Consider the following 2,382-nt stretch of genomic DNA (forward strand, 5'->3'; position numbering starts at 1 on the left):
CATAGTCGAGCCATCGAGCGCCCTTCCCTTTCGGGTCATCCATAAAATTCAGGAACATGCGCTCATGATTGCCAAGCAAAAAGGAAGCATCGTCAAGTGCCATGAGTCTACGCAATACTTGAGCGCTCTGTTCGCCACGGTCGATGTAGTCCCCTAAAAAGACCAGCTCCGCGTCTGGAGCCTCGACAGCGAGCTTATCCAGCATTCTCCCTAAGAGATCATCACAACCATGTATGTCACCAATCGCCGCGAAAGGGCGATCAACAGCAATTGGAGGAAACTCTACATCTGTAGGATCCGCAGATTTCGCAGCGCTTTTTCCAAAGAGTCGGCCCAACAGTGCAGTCATCTTTCTTGGTATTTAAATCCTCTGCTCGCGCGTTTGATTTTAGCAAGGTTCAACCTAATGCGCACCCCTTGGACAAAAGGTGTATACATTCGCTTTATCCTGCCAAGGTCCAAATACGAAAAAGACGTCACTTAAGTTTGCACCGCTTCGTCATTTTTCAACGATCGATCAATCATGAGGCACAAAGATTGGCGTCAAAACCCAAATCATGTACCAAGATGACAAACACTAGAAGTCACAAGACGGCCGAGCAGAAATATAACCATGATTGAACCTACTTCACTCCCGGATGTGCTTCGCATCACCCCCAAACGCTTCGGCGATGCGCGCGGCTTTTTCAGCGAGAGTTGGAACAAGAAACAGATGGCAGCGGCGGGCTTGGATTTTGATTTCGTGCAAGACAACCATTCGCTGTCCACCGAAGTCGGCACCATCCGTGGCCTGCACTTCCAAGCCCCGCCAAATGCTCAGGCCAAATTGGTCCGCTGCGGACGCGGCGCGCTATTTGACGTGGCCGTCGACATCCGCAACGGCAGCCCGACTTATGGCCAATGGGTCGGCGAAGAACTGAGCTTTGACAATGGAAAACAGCTTCTGATCCCAGAAGGCTTTCTACATGGGTTTGTCACCCTGCAACCTGACACCGAGATCATCTACAAATGCACAGACTATTACGCCCCGGAAAGTGACGGCGCAGTGCATTGGGACAGCTGCGAAATCGATTGGCCATTAAACGGTGCTGCGCACCTGTCTGAAAAAGACAAAAACGCCGTCGCGCTGGCGAATTTTGACAGCCCTTTTGAGTACGAGGATTAAGCGATGAAAATTCTCGTCACCGGAGGAGCAGGCTTTATTGGATCAGCCGTCGTGCGTCAGGCCATTCGCGACGGACATCAAGTGGTGAATGTTGACGCCCTGACCTATGCCGGTTGTCTGGCAAATGTGGAAAGCATCGCAGACAATCCAAACTACGCGTTTGAGCAAATCGATATCCGTGACCGCGCCGCGTTAGATCAGGTTTTTAGCACCCACAAACCGGACGCAGTCATGCATCTGGCCGCGGAATCCCATGTGGATCGCTCCATCGACGGGCCGAAAGATTTCATCGAAACCAATATCACCGGCACCTTCAATATGCTGGAAGCCGCCCGCGCCTATTGGATCAAACAAGGCAAGCCAGACGATTTCCGCTTCCATCACATCTCGACAGACGAAGTCTATGGCAGCTTGCCAAGCGATCCAGAGGTGATGTTCACGGAAAACACCCCTTACGACCCGCGCAGCCCCTATTCTGCGTCCAAAGCCGCCTCAGATCACCTTGTGCGCGCGTGGTGCGAAACCTACGGCCTACCGGTCGTGCTGACCAATTGCTCTAACAACTACGGCCCCTTCCATTTCCCCGAAAAACTGATCCCGGTTACGATCCTGAACGCCCTCGCAGGGAAACCGCTGCCGATCTACGGCGACGGCTCCAACATTCGCGACTGGCTTTATGTCGAAGACCACGCGGATGCGCTGCTGCTGGTTGTGCAAAAGGGCGAAATCGGACGGACATACAATATCGGCGGCGAAAACGAGCGCACCAATCTGCAATTGGTCCAAACACTTTGCAATCTGCTGGATGAGCTGCAGCCCCGCGCAGACGGAAAGTCTTACGCAGAACAGATCACCTTCGTCGCAGATCGGCCGGGCCATGACGCGCGCTACGCCATCGACCCGCAACGCATTCGCAAGGAACTGGGTTGGCGTCCGTCGGTCACCGTTGAAGAAGGCCTGCGCCGCACGGTGGAATGGTATCTGAACAATGAAAACTGGTGGCGCGCACTGCAAGATCGCCAGGGGGTCGGTGAACGGCTGGGCACCAAGGCATGAGCATTCTGATCTTCGGCAAAACCGGTCAGGTAGCGATAGAATTGCAGCGGCAGGCAGAGGTCACCGCGTTGGGCCGTGACAGTGCTGATTTGACCGATCCAGACGCATGCGCCGCAATCATCCAAAAAATCAAACCCAGCGCCGTCATCAACGCAGCCGCC

General features: G+C 53.9%; 4 protein-coding genes. 3 read left to right on the plus strand and 1 reads right to left on the minus strand.

Translation table 11 applies throughout. The features are described from left to right. The coding region (locus TA5113_RS17240; protein ID WP_258953928.1) for a metallophosphoesterase at positions 1-205 on the minus strand (205 nt) is incomplete at its 3' end. 408 nt (positions 206-613) lie between these two features. Between TA5113_RS17240 and rfbC the strand changes: the two genes are divergently transcribed. From rfbC to TA5113_RS17245, 3 genes are all read left to right on the plus strand, one after another. Then, entirely contained in the window at positions 614-1,165 is a 552-nt protein-coding gene (rfbC, locus tag TA5113_RS12855) for a dTDP-4-dehydrorhamnose 3,5-epimerase (protein ID WP_058316542.1), read from the plus strand. Between the two features lie 3 nt (positions 1,166-1,168). Continuing rightward, on the plus strand, positions 1,169-2,221 hold the full coding sequence (gene rfbB / locus TA5113_RS12860; protein WP_058316543.1) for a dTDP-glucose 4,6-dehydratase: 1,053 nt from the start codon (positions 1,169-1,171) through the stop codon (positions 2,219-2,221). Continuing rightward, positions 2,218-2,382: sugar nucleotide-binding protein (locus tag TA5113_RS17245; RefSeq protein WP_258953938.1), on the plus strand; the 165-nt coding region annotated here is incomplete at its 3' end. The genes rfbB and TA5113_RS17245, both read left to right, overlap by 4 nt.

This window comes from Cognatishimia activa (genome assembly GCF_001458335.1).
Taxonomy (GTDB): domain Bacteria; phylum Pseudomonadota; class Alphaproteobacteria; order Rhodobacterales; family Rhodobacteraceae; genus Cognatishimia; species Cognatishimia activa.

What these genes read in the sequence shown, in the direction of transcription:
- rfbC (WP_058316542.1), top strand. Translation starts at nt 614, where the DNA reads ATGATTGAACCTACTTCACTCCCGGATGTGCTTCGCATCACCCCCAAA.
- rfbB (WP_058316543.1), top strand. Translation starts at nt 1,169, where the DNA reads ATGAAAATTCTCGTCACCGGAGGAGCAGGCTTTATTGGATCAGCCGTC.